At 74.4% G+C, this 16,730-nt stretch carries 16 protein-coding genes and 1 rRNA gene; 4 read left to right on the top strand and 13 right to left on the bottom strand.

Annotated elements, in window-relative coordinates; all coding sequences use genetic code 11:
• Positions 1-42: 42 nt before the first annotated feature.
• Entirely contained in the window at positions 43-1,674 is a 1,632-nt protein-coding gene (locus tag ACF061_RS29070; RefSeq protein ID WP_392269954.1) for a PucR family transcriptional regulator, read from the top strand.
• A gap of 174 nt (positions 1,675-1,848) precedes the next feature.
• Here ACF061_RS29070 and ACF061_RS29065 read toward each other — a convergent pair whose 3' ends face one another.
• The 6 genes from ACF061_RS29065 to ACF061_RS29040 form a co-directional block, all read right to left on the bottom strand.
• On the bottom strand, positions 1,849-2,997 hold the full coding sequence (locus ACF061_RS29065) for a glycosyltransferase family 4 protein (protein ID WP_392269953.1): 1,149 nt from the start codon (positions 2,995-2,997) through the stop codon (positions 1,849-1,851).
• Positions 2,998-3,360: 363 nt separating this feature from the next.
• A complete protein-coding gene (locus ACF061_RS29060) occupies positions 3,361-4,110 on the bottom strand; it encodes a hypothetical protein (protein WP_392269952.1) in 750 nt (249 codons plus the stop codon).
• Positions 4,111-4,143: 33 nt separating this feature from the next.
• Positions 4,144-5,886 carry a DNA repair protein RecN gene (recN, locus tag ACF061_RS29055; protein WP_392269951.1) on the bottom strand — a complete coding sequence of 581 codons (1,743 nt, stop codon included), beginning with the start codon at positions 5,884-5,886 and terminating at the stop codon, positions 4,144-4,146.
• A gap of 176 nt (positions 5,887-6,062) precedes the next feature.
• A complete protein-coding gene (locus tag ACF061_RS29050) occupies positions 6,063-6,986 on the bottom strand; it encodes an NAD kinase (protein WP_392269950.1) in 924 nt (307 codons plus the stop codon).
• A complete protein-coding gene (locus tag ACF061_RS29045; protein ID WP_392269949.1) occupies positions 6,983-7,798 on the bottom strand; it encodes a TlyA family RNA methyltransferase in 816 nt (271 codons plus the stop codon). The genes ACF061_RS29050 and ACF061_RS29045 overlap by 4 nt, the downstream gene beginning before the upstream one ends.
• A 56-nt stretch (positions 7,799-7,854) precedes the next feature.
• Entirely contained in the window at positions 7,855-8,157 is a 303-nt protein-coding gene (locus tag ACF061_RS29040) for a hypothetical protein (protein WP_392269948.1), read from the bottom strand.
• Between the two features lie 42 nt (positions 8,158-8,199).
• On the opposite strand from ACF061_RS29040, the gene ACF061_RS29035 reads away from it, so the two are divergent.
• The gene (locus ACF061_RS29035; protein WP_392269947.1) at positions 8,200-8,547 is read left to right on the top strand and encodes an SCP2 sterol-binding domain-containing protein; all 348 of its coding nucleotides are present in this window, start codon (positions 8,200-8,202) and stop codon (positions 8,545-8,547) included.
• A 138-nt stretch (positions 8,548-8,685) separates the two neighbouring features.
• Here ACF061_RS29035 and ACF061_RS29030 read toward each other — a convergent pair whose 3' ends face one another.
• The 4 genes from ACF061_RS29030 to ACF061_RS29015 form a co-directional block, all read right to left on the bottom strand.
• A complete protein-coding gene (locus ACF061_RS29030; RefSeq protein ID WP_392269946.1) occupies positions 8,686-9,564 on the bottom strand; it encodes an ABC transporter ATP-binding protein in 879 nt (292 codons plus the stop codon).
• Positions 9,561-10,562: a FecCD family ABC transporter permease gene (locus ACF061_RS29025; RefSeq protein ID WP_392270065.1), complete on the bottom strand. Its 1,002-nt coding sequence runs from the start codon at positions 10,560-10,562 to the stop codon at positions 9,561-9,563. Before ACF061_RS29025 ends, ACF061_RS29030 begins: the two co-directional genes overlap by 4 nt.
• A 98-nt stretch (positions 10,563-10,660) precedes the next feature.
• Positions 10,661-11,704, bottom strand: a complete 1,044-nt coding sequence (locus ACF061_RS29020) for a FecCD family ABC transporter permease (RefSeq protein WP_392269945.1) — start codon at positions 11,702-11,704, stop codon at positions 10,661-10,663.
• A gap of 74 nt (positions 11,705-11,778) precedes the next feature.
• Entirely contained in the window at positions 11,779-12,807 is a 1,029-nt protein-coding gene (locus tag ACF061_RS29015; protein ID WP_392269944.1) for an HAD hydrolase-like protein, read from the bottom strand.
• Between the two features lie 73 nt (positions 12,808-12,880).
• On the opposite strand from ACF061_RS29015, the gene ACF061_RS29010 reads away from it, so the two are divergent.
• Entirely contained in the window at positions 12,881-14,173 is a 1,293-nt protein-coding gene (locus ACF061_RS29010; RefSeq protein ID WP_392269943.1) for a DUF1015 domain-containing protein, read from the top strand.
• Between the two features lie 96 nt (positions 14,174-14,269).
• Here ACF061_RS29010 and ACF061_RS29005 read toward each other — a convergent pair whose 3' ends face one another.
• Positions 14,270-15,085 carry a hypothetical protein gene (locus ACF061_RS29005; protein WP_392269942.1) on the bottom strand — a complete coding sequence of 272 codons (816 nt, stop codon included), beginning with the start codon at positions 15,083-15,085 and terminating at the stop codon, positions 14,270-14,272.
• A complete protein-coding gene (locus tag ACF061_RS29000; protein ID WP_392269941.1) occupies positions 15,022-16,005 on the bottom strand; it encodes a hypothetical protein in 984 nt (327 codons plus the stop codon). Before ACF061_RS29000 ends, ACF061_RS29005 begins: the two co-directional genes overlap by 64 nt.
• On the opposite strand from ACF061_RS29000, the gene ACF061_RS28995 reads away from it, so the two are divergent.
• On the top strand, positions 15,986-16,501 hold the full coding sequence (locus ACF061_RS28995) for a hypothetical protein (RefSeq protein ID WP_392269940.1): 516 nt from the start codon (positions 15,986-15,988) through the stop codon (positions 16,499-16,501). The genes ACF061_RS29000 and ACF061_RS28995 overlap by 20 nt on opposite strands.
• Positions 16,502-16,637: 136 nt before the next feature.
• On the opposite strand, the gene rrf is transcribed toward ACF061_RS28995, so the two are convergent.
• Positions 16,638-16,730 (bottom strand): 5S ribosomal RNA (gene rrf / locus ACF061_RS28990); the annotation flags it as partial.

Below are 16,730 nucleotides of genomic sequence, written 5' to 3'. Positions count from 1 at the left end.
GAGGCTGCCCCGGCGACGTGGCCACGGGTAGCGTCCGCTTTCATGGACCGCAGACTCGACACCGAGGGCGCGGGGATCACCGTCCAGCGCGCCCTCGAACTCCCCGGCCTCCGCAGCGGGCTGCCCGAGATCATGGCCGGCGCCGACCGGCTGGGCCGCACCGTCCGCTGGGTGCACGCCGGCGAGGTCCCCAACATCGCCTCCCTCCTCAAGGGCGGCGAACTGCTGCTGACCACCGGCTACGGTCTGGGCACCCGTCCCGCCGACCAGCGCGCGTTCGTCCGCACCCTCGCCGAGCGCGGCATCGCGGCCCTCGTGGTGGAGCTGGGCCCCCGTTTCGCGCGGCTGCCCGCCGCCCTCGTCGAGACGGCCCGCAGCGCCGGTCTCCCGCTCGTCCAGCTGCACCGCGAGGTGCCGTTCGTGACGGTGACCGAGGAGATCCACACGGAGATCGTCAACGGCCACTACGCACTGCTCCAGCGCGCCGAGGAGGTGCACCGCCGGTGCACCGAGGCGCTGCTCGGCGGCGGTGGGGTGCCGCAGGTCCTGGCCATCCTGGCCGACTCCGCCGCCAACCCGGTCTTCCTGGAGACGCCGGACGGCCGATTGCTGTACGCGGCCGGCTCCGGACCCGAGGGCGCCGATCCGCTCCAGGTCTGGGAGGGGCTGCGCGGCCAGCACAAGGACGCCCCGCCCCCGACCGGTTCGGTCCTGGTGGACGTGCCCGGCGGCGGTCCCGGCACGGGTGCGGTCCGTGCCCGGCTGGTACTGCTGCCGGTCCGCTCGCCGCTCGCCCCGGTGCACCGGATGACCGCCGAACGGGCCGCGGGCATCCTGGCCGTGGTGCTGATGCAGGCCCGCCAGGAGGAGGAACTGGCGGCGCGCGGACGCGGCGACTTCCTCACCGACCTCGCCGAGGGCCGGATCGCCGCCGAGGACGCCCCGGCGCAGGCCCGCGTCCTCGGATTCAAGCCGGGCGGCAGCCCGCTGCTGCCCGTGGTCATGCGGCTCGGGGACATCCTGGCGCCCGGCGGCGGCTGGGCGGTGCTGGCGCGGGCGGTCGCCGAGGAGCTGGCCGCGGTGGGAGTGCCGGTGCTGCTGGGCGTTCGGCCGGTGGAGGGCAGGGTGCCGCTGCTGGTCGGGCTGCGCTCGGAGGCGGAGCGGGCGGCGGTCGCGGACCGGGTCGCGGCGGCGCTGCGGGCCGGTGTGGAACGGGCCGGTCTGCACCGGCCGGGCGCGCAGCCACCGGTGGTGGTGGTCGGTGTCGCGGGCGGCTGGGCGGCCGCCTCGGCGGGGCTGCGGCACGCGGCCGAGACGGCGACGGCGGCACAGGGGCTGCCGGAACGGGCCTGGTACGACGCCCGCCGTCTGGACATCGACCTGCTGCTGTGGCGGTTGCGCGACCATCCGGACCTGGCGGCCTTCGTGGACCGTGCGATCGGTCCGCTCCAGGACCACGACAGTCGGTCGAGGCCACCGCTGCTGCCCACCCTGCAGACGTATCTGGCGCACGCGGGCCGCAAGGCGGAGACGGCCCGCGAGCTCCATCTGAACCGGCAGACGCTCTACAACCGTCTGGCCCGCATCGGAGAGTTGCTGGGCACCGACCTCGACGACCCGCAGACGGTGCTGGCGCTGAGCCTCGCCCTGCGCGCCCGCCGGCACGTGCCCTAGCTCCGCGAACAGGCGACGTTCGCCCCGTCGCGAGGCCCGGCACGACTCCCCCGAGCTCTTCGAGCAGGGGGCCGCCACTGGCCGCGCCGGCCGGAAGCCCGAGTACGTCCCGTACGAGAACCCGGGGCCCGCACTCCCCCGAGCTTCTTCGAGCAGGAGGCACCCCCGGGGGTGCTAGCCCGTGACCAGTCGCTGGCCGAGGGGCCTGGGCTGGGTCAACTCGTCGTACACGCTCAGCACCTGGGCGACGGTCTCGTCCTCGGTGGGCCAGGTGGCCGCCTGCCGGGTGCCCAGTTCCCGCAGCGCCTGCCGGCGTTCGGGGTCGCCCAGCAGCCGTACGACCGCGGCGGCGAACGCCTCCGGATCGCGGTGCGGGACGAGTTCGGCGGCGGCGCCGACGAGTTCGGCGATGCCGCCGGTCCGCGCGGCGACCAGCGGCACGCGCGCGTGCAGGGCTTCCTGCGCGAGCACGGAGCGGGCCTCCCCGCTGCCGGGCAGCAGGGCGAGGTCGGCGGCGGCGAGGAGTTCGCCGACGTCGTCGCGCCGTCCGAGCAGCCGCACGGGCAGCCGCTCGTCCTCGATCCGTCGTTGCAGCACCGTGCGCAGCGGCCCCTCCCCCGCGATCACGACCAGCGGCACGGGGTCCGCGGACCGCCAGGCGCGGGCGGCGTCCAGCAGCAGTTCGTGGCCACGGTGCGGGTCCAGGGAGGCGACGGAGATGAGCAACGGCCGCCCGGTGCAGCCGAGTTCGGCACGCACCTTGGGGCACGGGCGGTCCGGGTGCTCGTATCCGGAACGCGGCCGCGGCACGGCGACCGCGGCGAGCCGGGCGTCCCGGGCGCCGCGGCCGCGGGCCCGGTCCACCAGCTCGGAGGTGGTGCCGAGCACGACGGTGGCGGCCTTGACCACGCGCCGTTCCAGTACGCGCAGCAGGTGCGCTCGGGGCCCTTCGGCGTGGCCGTGGTTGTGCCAGGTGACCACGAGCGGGGTGTGACGGCCGCTGAGCGCCAGGGCCGCCCGGAAGGAGGCGTGCAGGCCGTGCGCGTGCACCAGGTCGGCGCCCGCGCACACCGTCCGCAGCGCGGCCACGGACACCGGGTCGCTGCTGCGCGGCACATGGACGTGCGAGGCCCCGGCCTCGACGAAGCCGTAGGCGCGGTCGACCTCTGTAGGGGCGCACACCGTGACCCGCACGCCCCTCGCGACCAGGCCCGCGGCCAGCGAACGTACGTGCGCGCTGCTGCCGGCGTTGCCGCCGCCCAGCACCTGCACGGTGCGCAGCGGCGACTGACCGTGCGATACGTGGCTGCTCACGGGGCTCACGCGGCCGGGGCTCCTGTTTCGGCGTCGATGGTTCGCGTCGGATGCTGGGCGTCGGATGCTGGGCGTCGGATGCTGGGCGTCGGACGCTGGGCGTCGGGCGGTGCGGCGTCGGATGGTTCGGCGTCCGCTGGGCCGGCGCCGGGTGGTCACGGGGAAACGTACCGAAGATCGTGCACGGGGTGTCGGGGCGAGGGCCGAACCGCGCGCGCCTCTCCGCGTGCCGCCCCCGCCCCAAGGATGCCAGTACGTACGGGTGTTCCGGGCACGCCACGGGACGGCGGGCGCGTGGTGACGGGCCGACACGACGGGCAGGGTCACTCACATGAGTGAAAGTGGCGCACTGGCCCGCGCGCGCCGGTGCCGTCAGAGGGAGCGGGCGAGCGCACTCACCCGGTCGCCCTGGACGGCCGCCGCCACGAAGGCGACCGCATGCGCGAGCAGCCCGGCGCGCCCGTTGCACACGACGGTCGCCGCGCCCAGGGCCGCGCCCAGGGCGTGCGCCCCCGTGTCACCGATCATGGCGCGCTCCCCCAAGTCGTCGGGCAGGACGGCCGCGGCGGCCCCGATGGCCACGGCGGCCAGTTCCGCCCCCTGCCCGCGCCGCAGCAGCCCGGGCGCGGCGAGCGCGAGCACCGCGCCGGCGGCGCGCCCGGGGCGCACGTCGACGAGGTTGACGGTGTGCGCGGCCCCGGCGATCACCACACCGGCGAGCAGCCTGTCGACGGGCCGTTCCTTCAGCAGCGCCCCGGCGAGCAGCCCGGCGGCGCCGATGCCGAACAGTTTGACCGCCCCGCTGGTGACCTCGCCGTCCCGCAGCGCGGAGAGGTGCGCCCGGAACCCGCGCCGCGGGTCGCCGGCCCCGGCGATGTCGTCGTAGGCGCCGCAGGCGCCGGCGGCCAGCACGGCGAACCCGGCGGCCGGCCGCACCCGTCCGGCGGCGACCGCCGCCGCCAGGGCCGCCGCCGGTCCGGCGTACAGCCCCACGGCGCGGCCCGCGTGGTTGGTCCGCTCCCAGCGCCGTCGGCCACCGGGCGCGGCGGCGCGCAGAACGGCGGTTCCGGCGCGGGCGAGTCCGGCGGCCAGGGCGAGGGAGACGGCGGGACGCGTGATCATCCCGCCAGCCTACGCAGCCCTCGCCGCGCGGCCCTACAGATCCGCCCTGGCGGTGGCGAGCAGTTCCTCGGCGTGGGCGCGGGCCGTCTCGGAGTCCTCCTGGCCGGCCAGCATGCGGGAGAGCTCCCGGATCCGCTCCTCGCCCTCCAGCACCTTCACGCCCGACCGGGTCACCGAGCCGTCGTCGGTCTTCTCCACCAGCAGCTGCCGGTCGGCGAAGGCGGCCACCTGCGGCAGATGCGTGACGACGACGACCTGCGCCGTCCGCGCCAGCTTGGCGAGCCGCCGCCCGATCTCCACGGCGGCCTTGCCGCCGACGCCCGCGTCGACCTCGTCGAAGAGGTACGTCGGGACCGGGTCCGTGCCCGCGAACACCACCTCGACGGCCAGCATCACGCGCGAGAGCTCACCGCCGGAGGCGCCCTTGGCGATCGGCCGGGGCGGCGCGCCCGGGTGCGGGGCGAGCAGCAGTTCGACCTCGTCGACACCGGACGGCCCGTAGGCGACCGTCCGGCCGTCCACCTCGACTCCGTCCGGGTCCTCGGTCCGCCGGATGTCGAACGACACGCGCGCGTGCGGCATGGCCAGGGAGGCCAACTCGGCGGTCACGGCGGCGGCGAACCGCTCGGCGGCCTCGGTGCGGGCGTCGGTGAGCGCCTGCGCCAGGCCGCCCAGCTCGGCGCGCAGCCCGTCCCGCTCGGCGGTCAGCTCCCCGATCCGCTCGTCGTCCGAGTCCAGCTCGGTCAGCCGCGCGGCGCTCGACTCGGCCCAGGCCAGCACGGCTCCCACGTCCTCGCCGTACTTGCGGGTCAGCGCGGTCAGCGCGGCCCGCCGCTCCTCCACCGCGGCCAGCCGCAGCGGATCGGCGTCCAGGTCGTCGGCGTAGCCCGCCAGCTCCCCGGCCACGTCGCCGAGCAGGATGCCGATCTCGCCGATCCGGTCGGCGAGGGCGGACAGCGCCGGGTCGTGCGCGCGCACCGCCTCCAGGGCCCGCTGGGCGCCCGCGACGAGGGTCGCCGCGTCGATGCCCTCGGGGTCTTCCGGGTTGCCCGCGAGAGCGGCGTGCGCGACCGTCGCGGCGGACGCCAGGGCCTCGGCGTGGCCGAGCCGCTCCGCCTCCTCGGCCAGCTCCACGTCCTCGCCGGCGCGCGGCTCGACCCCTGCGATCTCGTCGAGGCCGAAGCGGAGCAGGTCGGCCTCCTGGGCCCGCTCCCGCGCCCGCGTGGTGATCTCCTCCAGCTCGGCGCAGACGGCCCGCAGCCGCCGGTAGGCCCCGGTGTACTTGGCCAGCGGCACGGCGACGGCGTCGCCCGCGTACCGGTCCAGCGCCTGCCGCTGCCGGGTCAGCTTCAGCAGCCCCTGCTGGTCGGTCTGCCCGTGCACGGCCACCAGGTCGTCGGCGAGCTCGGCGAGCAGCCCCACGGGCACGCTCCGCCCGCCCAGGTGCGCCCGTGAGCGTCCTTCGGCGGACACGGTACGGCTGATCAGCAGCGCACCGTCGTCCAGCTCGGCCCCGGCCTCCTCCGCGCGGACGACCGCCGCGGCGCCCGGGGGCACGGCGACCCGTCCCTCCACGACCGCCTTGCCGGCCCCGATCCGCACGAGCGCCGGGTCCGCGCGCCCGCCCAGCAGCAACCCCAGGCTGGTGACCACCATGGTCTTGCCCGCGCCCGTCTCACCCGTGACGGCGGTGAAGCCGGGCGACAGCTCGACGACCGCGTCGTCGATCACCCCGAGCGACCGTATCCGCATCTCCTCCAACACGACCCCGACCATACGAGGTTTTCCTCGCGTTGTCCGACGCCGCCCCACCCGACCGGGTGGGCCGCGGGCCGTTACCGCCGCCCCGCCCACTCGTTTCCGACGCGCCGGTACGCCGGTACGCCGGTACGCCGGTACGCCGGTACGCCGGTACGCCGGTACGCCGGTACGCCGGTACGCCGGTACGCCCGCTAGTGCGGCGCGCCGCGCCACCCGGAGACCGGCAGGGCGAACTTGGCCACCAGACGGTCGGTGAACGACGCGTGGTGCAGCCGGGCCAGCCGTACCGGCACCGCTCCGCGCCGCACCTCCACCCGGGCGCCCGGCGGCAGCTCGACCGTGCGCCGCCCGTCGCACCACAGGACCCCCGGCGGAACGTGCGGCAGCACCTCGACGGCCAGCACCGAGTCGGGCGAGGTGACCAGCGGCTTGGCGAACAGGGCGTGCGCGCTGATCGGCACCATCAGCAGCGCCTCCACCTCCGGCCACACCACGGGCCCGCCGGCGGAGAAGGCGTACGCCGTGGACCCGGTCGGGGTGGCGCACACGATTCCGTCGCAGCCGAAACCCGTCACCGGCCGCCCGTCGATCTCCAGCACGACCTCCAGCATCCGTTCGGCGGACACCTTCTGCACGGCCGCCTCGTTCAGCGCCCAGTCGGTGTGCACCACGTCCCCGTTGCGGTGCACGACCACGTCCACGGTCATGCGCTCCTCGACCTCGTAGGCCCGGCTCACCACCCGGTCGACGACCTTGTCGAGATCGTCCCGCTCCGCCTCGGCGAGGAACCCGACGCGGCCCAGGTTGACGCCCAGCATCGGCACCCCCGAGGCGCGGGCGAACTCCGCGCCGCGCAGCAGCGTGCCGTCACCGCCGAGGACGATCAGCAGCTCGCACCCGTCCAGGCACTGCGGCGTGGCCTCCCCCACCAGTTCCACCTCGCCGGGCAGCGGCAGGTCGCACGCCTCCGCCTCCAGGACGCGCACACCGATCCCGGAGCGCAGCAGCCCCTTGACCACCAGTTCGGCACTGCGGACGGCGGCCGGCCGGCCGGTGTGCGCCAGCAGGAAAACGGTACGAGCCCGGGTCTGTGTCCGAGCCTGGGTCTGTGTCAACGCGGCCCCTCCGCCACTGCACGGTCAACGTCGGCCGGGTCCAGGGCGGGCGCCCCGGCACGCAGCCACAGAAAGTACTCGACATTGCCGGACGGACCGGGCAGCGGACTCGCGGTCACGCCCCGCACCCCGAGCCCCAGTTCCCACGCCCGGCCCGCAACGCCCCGCACGGCCTCCGCCCGCAGCTCCGGACTCCGTACGACACCCCCGCTGCCCAGCCGCTCCTTGCCCACTTCGAACTGCGGCTTGACCATCATCACCAGATCGGCGTCCGGCCGCACGCACCGCACCAGGGCGGGCAGCACCAGGCCGAGCGGGATGAAGGACAGATCTCCCACGACCAGCCCCACGGGTTCTCCGTCGATCGCCTCCAGCGTCAGCTCGCGTACGTTCGTACGGTCCTTGACGGTGACGCGTTCATCCTGCTGGAGAGACCACGCGAGTTGTCCGTATCCGACGTCGACGGCGACGACGTGCGCGGCGCCCGCGCGCAGCAGCACATCGGTGAAGCCTCCGGTGGAGGCGCCGGCGTCCAGCGCCCGCCGTCCCTGGACGACGAGTCCTTGGGGCACGAAGGCCGCCAGTGCGCCGGCCAGCTTGTGGCCGCCGCGCGAGACGTACTCTGGGTCGCTGTCGTCGGCCGAGACGACGATGGCGGCGGCGGTCTCCACCTGCGTGGCGGGTTTGGTCGCGACGGTCTTGCCGACGGTGACCCGCCCGGCGGCGATCAGCTGGCTGGCGTGCTCGCGCGAGCGGGCGAGTTTGCGGCGGACCAGCTCCGCGTCGAGACGGCGGCGTGCGACTCCTGCCACGTTCGGTTCAGCTCCTGTGTCGGTACGGCGGTCGAGACGGTGTGACCCGAAGGGTCTCATCGGGGGCCGGCCCCCGGGTCACGGACGGGAACCGGAGGTCCCGGGCGGGCGTCGAGCGCGGTGAGCGCGTCGCGCAGCCCCCGGTGTACATCCTCGTACACCTCCACGTGCCCGTCGGTGGCGAGGTGATCGGCGTCACCGAGCCGTTCCAGGGCCGCGTCGACGCCGGCGTCGCCGGTGGGCGTGCGGGGGACGTCGAGAGGGGCGGGCGCGGCGGGGTCGTCGGCGGGTTCCGGCGCCTCGCCCTCGGCCGGCGCGGTTTCCGCCGGGGCCTCCGTCCCGGTCACAGAGTCGCTCATGCCCAGACGCTATCGCGAAGCCCTGGGGTACCGTCGGTCCCGATGGCCACGATCGAGGAGTGCCGTACCGCACTCGAGAAGCTCTCGGACAACATGACGAGCGCCGAGGGGGACGTCCGCGAGGCGGCCGCCCTGGACCGCTCGGTGAGCTGCCACATCAAGGACCTCGACGTCACCTTCGTCGGCCGGTTGACCGGCGGTCGCATCGACGTGCGGGACACCGTGCGGGGCGGGCCGCCCGAGAAGGCCCAGATACGGCTCGCCATGACCGGCGACGACCTGCTCGCGCTGGTCGGCGGCGAGCTGAACTTCGCCACCGCCTGGGGTTCGGGCCGGGTGAAGCTGGAGGCGAGCCTGCTGGACCTGTTCCGCCTCCGGAAGCTGCTGTAGCGCGCCGCACCCGCGCACCCGGTCCCCGCGCGGCGGTCGGCCGGCGCAGCCGCCGTGCGGCGGCCCGGCCCGGGAGGTCCGGGGCGATGAGCCCGGGGCCCGGGAAGTCCGGGCCCGCGGGCCGGCGCGGGAGGCCGCTCAGGAGGCTTCCGCGGCGACGGCGCCGCGCGCGCCCGCCGGCAGACCGGCCCGTGCCTTGCGCGCGGCCGGCACCACCAGCGGCGTCCCGGTCTCGGGGTCCTCGATGACCTGGCAGCGCAGCCCGAAGACCTCCTCCACCAGGCCGGCCGTGACGATGTCGTTCGGCGCGCCCTGGGCGATCACCCTGCCGCCGCGCAGCGCGACGAGGTGGGTGGCGTAGCGGGCGGCGTGGTTGAGGTCGTGCAGCACGGCGACGAGCGTGCGCCCCTGCTCCTCGTGCAGATCGGCGCACAGGTCCAGGACGTCGATCTGGTGCTGGATGTCCAGGTACGTGGTCGGCTCGTCGAGCAGCAGCAGCGGCGTCTGCTGGGCCAGCGCCATCGCGATCCACACGCGCTGGCGCTGACCGCCCGACAGCTCGTCGACGTACCGCTCGGCGAGCTCGGCGATCCCGGTCCGCTCCATGGACTCCCGTACCACCCGCTCGTCCTCGGCGGACCACTGCCGCAGGATGCCCTGGTGCGGGTAGCGGCCCCGGCCCACCAGGTCGCCGACGGTGATCCCGTCCGGCGCGACCGACGACTGCGGCAGCAGGCCGAGCGTCCGGGCGACCTGCTTCGCGGGCATCGACTGGATGGCCTGGCCGTCGAGCAGCACCCGGCCGTCGGTGGGCTTGAGCATCCTCGACAGCGCCCGCAGCAGCGTCGACTTGCCGCACGCGTTCGGTCCGACGATCACCGTGAAGGAGTTGTCGGGGATCTCCACCGACAGCTGTTCGGCGATGACCCGCTGGTCGTAGGCGAGGGTGACGTTGTCGGCGGACAGACGGTTCACGGTGCTCCTCGGGTCGTTCACTGCGGTGCCGCGGGTGCTCATATGCGGCCCTTCTTGCGCTCGGTGACCAGCAGCCACAGCAGGTAGCCCCCGCCGAGCACGCCGGTGACCACGCCGACGGGCAGCTGGTCGGCGCCGAAGGCGCGCTGTGAGGCCCAGTCGGCGGTGACCAGCAGGGCGGCGCCCATGCACAGGGAGGGCACCAGGTTGGGGCCGGGTGAGCGGGTCAGGCGCCGGGCGAGCTGCGGCGCGGTCAGGGCCACGAAGGCGACGGGTCCGGCGGCGGCGGTGGCGGCGGCGGTGAGCAGGACGGCGGAGCCCATCATCACCAGCCGTACCCGCTCGACGCGCACCCCGAGGGCGTAGGCCGTGTCGTCGCCCATCTCCAGCATCCGCAGCCCGCGCGCGTTGGCGAGGACCAGCGGGAGGAGCACCACGCACAGGACGAGCAGCGGCCGGACCTGGGTCCAGTCGCGCCCGTTGAGCGAGCCGGTCATCCAGACGACCGCGCGGGCCGCGTCCACGAAGTCGGCCTTGGTGATGAGGTAGCCGTTGACGGCGGTGACGACCGCGTTGACGCCGATGCCGACCAGGACCAGCCGGTATCCGTGCACGCCCTGCTTCCAGGCCAGGAGGTAGATGGCCAGCCCGGTCACCAGGCCGCCCACGAGCGCGCCGAGGGTGACCGCGGTGGCGCCGCCCGAGAACAGGACGATCACCACGAGCGCGCCGGCCGTCGCGCCCTGCGAGAGGCCGAGCACGTCCGGGCTGCCCAGCGGATTGCGGGAGACGGACTGGAACAGCGCGCCGCCCAGGCCCAGACAGGCGCCGACCAGCAGCCCGACGAGGACCCGAGGCAGCCGCAGCTCGCGGACGATGAACTCCTGGCCCCGGTCGCCCTGGCCGACGAGGGTCCTCAGTACGTCGGAGGCCGGGATCGGGAAGTCGCCGGTGCCGATCAGCACGACGCTCGCGGCGAGCGCGGCCAGCACCAGCAGGACGACGACGGTGAAGGCCCGCGCGTCGAGGCGGAAGGACAGCCCGCCGGGGACGCGGACGGCCCGCGTGGTACGGGCGGTGGCACGCGGAGTGCCTGCGGCGCCGGAGGCGGGGGCGGCGCCGGGAGCCCGGGTGGTCTTCACAGCTGGGCCGTCCTCCGTCGCCGTACGAGCAGGATGAACACCGGGCCGCCGATGATCGCGGTGACGACCCCGACCTGGACCTCGGCGGGCCGGGCGACGACCCGGCCGACCACGTCGGCGCCGAGCAGCAGCACCGGCGACAGGACCGTGGCGTAGGGCAGGATCCAGCGCAGATCGGGTCCGGTGAAGGAACGGACGACGTGCGGCACCATCAGCCCGACGAAGACGATGGGCCCGCAGGCGGCGGTCGCGGCCCCGCACAGCACGGTCGCGGCGAGCATGGCCAGCGCCCGGGTGCGGTTCAGATGGGCGCCGAGGGCGCGGGCGGTGTCGTCGCCCATCGCCATGGCGTTGAGCGGCCGGGCCAGCAGCAGGGCGAGGACCGTGCCGACGAGCATGAACGGCAGCACCTGGACGATGGTCGCGTTCGTGGCGGAGGCCAGGGAGCCGACCGTCCAGAAGCGCATCCTGCCCAGCGCCGCGTCGTCCATGATCATCACGGCCTGGACATAGCCGTAGAGCGCGGCTCCGATCGCGGTGCCGGCGAGCGCCAGCCGTACCGGTGTGGCGCCCCGGCTGCCGCCGAGGAACCACACCAGCGCGCCCACGGCGGCGGCGCCCAGGAACGCGAACCAGACGTAGCCGCTCAGGCTGGTCACGCCGAAGTACGTGATGGCGGTGACGACGGCGGCCGACGCGCCCGCGTTGATGCCGAGGACTCCCGGGTCGGCCAGCGGATTGCGGGTCAGCGCCTGCAACACGGCCCCGGACAGCCCGAGCGCGGCTCCGGCGAGCAGACCGAGGACCGTCCGGGACAGCCGCTCGCCGACCACCACGTCGCCGTACGTCCCCGAGTCCTGGAACAGACCGTGCCAGACCTGGGCGAGGGACAGCTCTTTCGCCCCCACCGCGATGCTCACCAGGGCGACGAGCACCATGATCATGGCGGAGAGCAGGAGTCCGGCGACTCGTGTCCCACGACGGGTCGGGGGCGCGGCGGCGGCTGCCGCGCGCTCTTCGGGAGGACTGTCGACCAACACCAGGTTAGGTTAGCCTACCCTCGCCAAATCATCGACGCCGCGTACCTGGTGAACCTCGAAGGGGTACCCCGCGCTCACAGTCCGAGTCGTGTCAGCGCCTTCTCCCCGTCCAGTTCGCACGCGCTCTCCCCGCCCGCCGTCCACGCCGCCGCGCACAGCGCCCGCAGTCCGTCCAGCGCCTGCCCGTCGCCGCTGACCTCCAGCCGGTCCGCCCCCGCCGTCGCCGTCCACCCGCCGCACCGGAAACCGTCACCCTCCTGGGTGATTTCCGGCTGCCCGGTGAGCAGCCCCCGCAGATCGGCGTCGACATACGTCGGCCGGTGGTGCGGCGGCGCGGCGAGCAACCGCGCCCCGTCGGTCACACCGGTCAGCACGAGCAGCGAGTCGACCCCGCCGTTGAACGCGCCCTCGATGTCCGTGTCCAGCCGGTCCCCGACCACCAGGGGCCGCCGCGCGCCGGTGCGCAGGATCGTCTCGCGGTGCATGGGCGGCAACGGCTTGCCCGCCACCTGCGGCTCGGCGCCCGTGGCGATCCGGACGACCTCCACCGCGGCGCCGTTGCCCGGCGCGATCCCGCGCGCGCTCGGGATCGTCAGATCGGTGTTGGAGGCGAACCACGGCACGCCGCGATGAATGGCGTAACACGCCTCGGCGAAGCGCCCCCACGGCAGCTCCGGTCCGCCGTAGCCCTGCGCCACCGCCGCCGGGTCGTCTTCGGCCGACTCGACCGGTTCCAGGCCGCGCTCGCGCAACGCCACCCGCAGCCCCTCCCCGCCGATCACCAGGACCCGGGACCCGTCGGGCACCTGACCGGCGATCAGCCGCGCCAGCGCCTGCGCCGAGGTGACCACGTCGGAACCCTCCGCCGCTATCCCCAGCTCGGTCAGGTGCGCGGCCACCGCCTCCGGGGTGCGCAGGGCGTTGTTGGTGACGTACGCCAGGTGCATGCCGCCCGCGCGGGCGGCGGCCAGCGAGTCGACCGCGTGCGTGATCGCCTCACCTCCCGCGTACACCACCCCGTCCAGGTCGAGCAGGGCCGTGTCGTACCTCTCGCTCAGGGCCTGTCCACTGCCCTCGGGCCTCGTCCTGACGCCCTGACTCATTCCGCATCGCTCCTCGTGGTACCGGCTTTCACCCGATCATCCCCCATGCCGCTGACACACGTACGATGCCGGGATGAACACAGCAGGTCACTCACCGGCAACACCGCGCCGAGGCCTGGACCTCACCCCGTTCCGGGGCCTTCGTTACGACCCCGACCGGGTCGGAAGCCTGGCCGCCGTGACGTCACCGCCGTACGACGTCGTCGTACGCCCCGACGGCCTGCACCACCTCCAGTCCGCGGACCCCCACAACATCGTCCGTCTTATCCTGCCCCAGGCCGGCACGCCCACCGCCCGCAACGAGCAGGCCGCCCAGACCCTGCGTCGCTGGCTGTCCGAGGGCGTCCTGACCGCCGACCCCGAGCCCGGCCTGTACGTCTACGAGCAGCGTGACGGCAACGGCATGCTCCAGCGCGGACTGATCGGCGCACTGCGCGTGTCGGACCCGGCCGAGGGCGTGGTGCTGCCGCACGAGGACGTGATGCCGCACGTCGTCGCCGACCGCGCCGCCCTGATGCGGGCGACCAGCGCGAACCTCGAACCGCTGCTGCTCACCTACCGCGGCAACGGCTCGACCGCCGCCACGACCGTGGTTCTCGAACGCACCGCCGAACAGCCTCCGCTGCTGTCGACGACCACCGAGGACGGTTTCAGCCACCGTCTGTGGGTCGTCACCGACCCCGCGGACCTGACGGCGATCCAGGAGGACCTGGTCCAGCACCAGGCCCTGATCGCCGACGGTCACCACCGCTGGGCGACCTACCGGCGGCTGCGCACGGAGCACGCCTCCCCCAGCGCCTGGGACTACGGCCTGGTCCTCCTCGTGGACACCGCCCGGTACCCGCTCCGGGTCCGGGCCATCCACCGCCTGCTGCACGGCGTGCCCGTCGCCGACGCGCTGTCCGCGCTGGACGGCCTGTTCCGCGTACGGCGACTGGACGCTTCCCTCGCCGACGCCCTGGAGGCCCTGGCGGACGCCGCGTGCGCGGGCAATGCCTTCCTGCTCGCCGGCGACGGCTCCTTCCACCTCGTGGACCGCCCGGATCCGGCTCTCCTGGCCCGCACGATCCCCGCGGACCGCCCGGCCGCCTGGCGCACTCTCGACGCGACGGTCCTGCACGCCACGCTCCTGGAACACGTCTGGCACATCGCCGAGGACGATCCGGCCCGCATCGCCTACATCCACGACACGGTCGCCACGGTACGGAAGGCCGAGCGCGACGGCGGCACGGCCGTGCTGATGCACCCGGTCCGCGAGGAGGTCGTGCGCGACCTGGCCCGCCAGGGCGTCACGATGCCCCGGAAGTCGACGTCGTTCGGCCCCAAGCCGGCCTCGGGACTGGTGCTGCGCGCGCTCGACCTCTGAGGCTCGGGCACTGACGGACCGGCCTTGCCAGGTTCATCCGGACACGACAGAGGGCAGGCCCCGCGGCCGGGTGCCTGCCCTCGGTGACCGACTGCGTCAGTCCTCGTCGTCGGCCTCGTCCTCTTCCTTCTCGGCCTTCCCGGCCTTCTCCGCCGTGTCGGACGTGCCGTCCCCGGCGGACTCGGCGCGCGCCTCACGGGACGGGACGCCGCCGTCGGCGCTCTCGGCGCTCTCGGCGGACTTCTCCGTCTCGGCGGCCTCGCCGCTGTCGGCACTCTCGTCGAGCGCGTCGGTGAACTCCACGCCGTCCAGCTCGGCGAGACGGTCCGAGGCGTCGGTGCTGCCGTCCCGGTCGGCCTCGACGGTCTTGGCGAACCACTCCCTCGCTTCCGCCTCACGGCCGACGGCGAGCAGCGCGTCGGCGTAGGCGTAACGCAGCCGCGCCGTCCACGGCTGGACGGAGTTGGAGGCCAGCTCGGGGCTCTGCAGCGTCACGATGGCCGCCTCGAGCTGCCCCATGTCCCGCCGGGCGCCGGCCGCCACGAGCCGCATCTCCACCTGGCCGGCCTTGTCGAGCTTGTGCACCTCCGGCGCACCGGCCATGTCCAGCGCCTTCTCGGGCCGGCCGAGCCCACGCTCGCAGTCCGCCATGACGGGCCACAGGTCCACGTTGCCGGTCATCCGGCGGGCCGCCCGGAACTCGGCGAGCGCCTCGCTGTACTTCTGGCTCGCGTACGCGGCGAACCCGGCCGCCTCCCGTACGGCGGCGACGCGCGAGGCCAGCCGCAGGGCGACCCTGGAGTAGCCGTAGGCGGCCTCGGGGTCCTCGTCGATGAGCCGGGCGACCATCACCAGGTTCCTGGCGACGTCGTCGGCGAGCGTCTTGGGCAGGCTCTGGAGCTCCTGCCGCACGTCGCTGTCGATCTCCTCCCCGGTGACCTCCTCCGGGATGGGCAGCCGCTTGATCGGCTCCCGGTCGCGGTCCCGCTCGTCACGGAACCGGCCACCGCCACGGCGGTCATCACGCCGGTCGTCGCGCCGGTCGTCCCGTCGGTCGTCCCGACCGCGGAAACCAGCGGGGCGGCCGCCTCGGTCGTCACGACGGGGGCCACGCCCACCACGGTCGTCACGGCCACGGAACCCGCCACGCTCACCGCGGTCACCCTCGCGCCGGTCATCACGACGATCGTCGCGCCGGTCGTCACGCCGGAAGGCCGGACGCTCGTCGTCGCGACGGAAACCGCCACGGTCCCCGCGCTCACCCTCGCGCCGGTCATCACGACGATCGTCGCGCCGGTCGTCACGCCGGAAGGCCGGACGCTCGTTGTCCCGGCGGAAGCCACCACGGTCCCCGCGCTCACCCTCGCGCCGGTCATCACGACGGAAGGCCGGACGCTCGTCGTCGCGGCGGAAACCGCCACGGTCCCCGCGCTCACCCTCGCGCCGGTCATCACGACGGAAGGCCGGACGCTCGTTGTCCCGGCGGAAACCGCCACGGTCCCCGCGCTCACCCTCGCGCCGGTCGTCACGACGGTACGACGGACGGTCGTCGTCACGACGGTGGGACGGGCGGTCATTGTCCCGGCGGAAGGCCGGACGGTCCCCGCGCTCACCCTCGCGCCGGTCGTCCCGGCGGAAGGCCGGACGGTCGCTGTCCCGGCGGAAGCCACGGTCGCGGTCGTCGCGACGACCGTAACCACCGCGGTCCCCCTCACGCCGGTCATCGCGGCGGTCATCGCGGCGGAAACCGCCGCGGTCGTCACGCCGGCCGAAACCGCCACGGTCACCGTCACGGCGGTCGTCACGCCGACCGTGACCGCGATCGTCGTCACGGCGGCCGTACCCACCGCGCTCGTCGTCACGACGGACACCCCGACGGTCGTCCCCTCGGTCATCGCGCCGGTCGTCACGGCGGAAAGAGGGACGGTCGTCGTCACGACGGTGAGACGGACGGTCATTGTCCCGGCGGAAGGCCGGACGGTCGCTGTCCCGGCGGAAGCCACGGTCGCGGTCGTCGCGACGACCGTAACCACCGTGACCACCACGGTCCCCCTCACGCCGATCATCACGCCGGTCATCGCGGCGGTCGTCACGCCGGTCGTCACGGCGGAAACCGCCGCGGTCCCCGCGGTCGTTGCGCTCGCCGCCCCGACGGTCGTCGCGGCGTCCATAGCCACCGCGGTCGTCGTCCCGGCGCCCGTAGGCACCACGGTCGTTGCTGCGGCGCGGGCCTCCGCGGTGTCCGCCACGGTCACCGCGGTCACCACTGTCCCGGCCGCGCTGATCGCGCTCGGGACGCTCGTCGGGAGAGTTGGTGGACATCGGTGACTCCTGTCTTCGGTACCGCAAAGTCATTCTCACGCAGCCGGGTACCCGGCGCGCTTCGGGTTGTGTTTGACGCAGAAAAAAAGAAAGGACCCCTGGTCCCAGCGTGAACGCTGGGACCAGGGGTCCTCCAAAGATTGTTCGGCGGTGTCCTACTCTCCCACAGGGTCCCCCCTGCAGTACCATCGGCGCTGTGAGGCTTAGCTTCCGGGTTCGGAATGTAACCGGGCGT

Source organism: Streptomyces sp. NPDC015220 (assembly GCF_043079345.1).
GTDB lineage: Bacteria > Actinomycetota > Actinomycetes > Streptomycetales > Streptomycetaceae > Streptomyces.
This window is presented reverse-complemented; position numbering and strand designations above follow the sequence as displayed.